This window comes from Mammaliicoccus stepanovicii, assembly GCF_002902525.1.
GTDB classification, from domain to species: domain Bacteria; phylum Bacillota; class Bacilli; order Staphylococcales; family Staphylococcaceae; genus Mammaliicoccus; species Mammaliicoccus stepanovicii.
Genome location: NZ_PPQZ01000134.1, coordinates 1 through 1,410, shown reverse-complemented (window position 1 = coordinate 1,410; position 1,410 = coordinate 1). Strand labels below are relative to the sequence as shown.

Annotated in this window: 2 protein-coding genes; one reads left to right on the top strand and one right to left on the bottom strand. The window is 23.0% G+C overall.

Annotation, left to right across the window (positions count from 1 at the left end; translation table 11 throughout):
- Positions 1 to 488, bottom strand: a 488-nt coding sequence (locus CD111_RS12810) for a cysteine peptidase family C39 domain-containing protein (protein WP_240610517.1), incomplete at its 3' end; no start/stop codon positions are given.
- Between the two features lie 217 nt (positions 489 to 705).
- Between CD111_RS12810 and CD111_RS12280 the strand changes: the two genes are divergently transcribed.
- Positions 706 to 831 (top strand): EntF family bacteriocin induction factor, encoded by a 126-nt coding sequence (locus tag CD111_RS12280; RefSeq protein ID WP_095085974.1) that lies wholly within the window; start codon positions 706 to 708, stop codon positions 829 to 831.
- Positions 832 to 1,410 lie beyond the last annotated feature (579 nt).

The window sequence follows — 1,410 nt, the reverse complement described above, 5'->3', positions numbered from 1 at the left end:
ATGTACTTATAGTTATTAATAAGCAAATTTTTGAATAGTATTGATACAGAGGGGTTATCATTATTAGTATTAAAATTTTCTGTCTTTTCTATGAGAAGCAATATTTTAGTCCAATAGCTCTCAAATTGATTTAAAGAAGTAGAGTATTTACCTAAATCGGGATCTACAATATAGATTTTATTACTTTTTACTTTTTCAATAATAATGAAATGTTCAAACCCTTTTTCGTTAAGTATATGTGCAATACAAGGGAATTTTATTTCTTTTAGGTTTTCAATACTTTCAGCTTGCACACCAGTTAGATCTAATCCTAAAGATTTACCAAGTTCTATCAGACCAAATAAATTAGTGCCATTTTTATCTGTACCCGCAATTTTTCTTATCTTCTCTAGAGATACCTTCTTATTATAAAACTTACATATCATAGCAATACATACAGGACCACAATCTTTTTCATCTTCTTGCTGAATAAATGGTATTTTTTTCATATATTTTCCTTTCAAAAGTATTATTCAAATAGTAGTATAAAGTAGGATAAAGAAAAAAAACAAAACTATACATGAAACATTGAATGAAACTCTTATTTTTATACTTGCACATAAAACATTCATTTAAGATTTTAAAACATCGATTTAAGACTTCCTTTTTATTTTTTTAACATATAATGGTACATTAGTTATAAAATGGTAAAAGAGGGATAGATTAATGAAACAATTAAAAACAAAACAATTATTGACTATATTTGGAGGAAAGGGAGGGAACTATACGCTTGTTGGACAACCTAAAGGTGATATAAAAAAATGTGTGCTATCATTATTTAGAGATTGTTAGCAAAGTATACAAATAATGATTATAGATACAAGGTTGTACATTCTAAGAATGATTTTATCCATCATTATTTATATGTTTCTTTTTTATAAAATATATTTGCAAAAGGAGAGTTCTAATAGTCTAAAGTTCATGTTCTTAGGCATACTTTCTTGGTTTACTTTATCAATATTTTTAGGAGATTTTATAGAATTCATTTTCATTATATTATGCATCATTTATTATATAGGTATAAATAAAGACATTAAAGTACTAAATTTAATACTTATATTCTTTATAATTATTAAATTTATCAATATAAACAGCTCATATATCGTGATATATATTGATAAGTTTTTAGCATTATCGAATGATTACACAGTGTTTTTACAAATATTAATCATACTATTGCAAGTATTAATCTTTTTAAAGATTTTTGAAAAATATAATATTTCAAAATATATATACTCATTTTTAAGTTTATCGTTAACATTACTTTTATTATATATTTACTTATCTATTTTTTTTATAACTTATATCTTCAAAGAAATATATTATTTCGAAAGATTTATTGATTAACTTTTATTTTTTACAATTACGCAA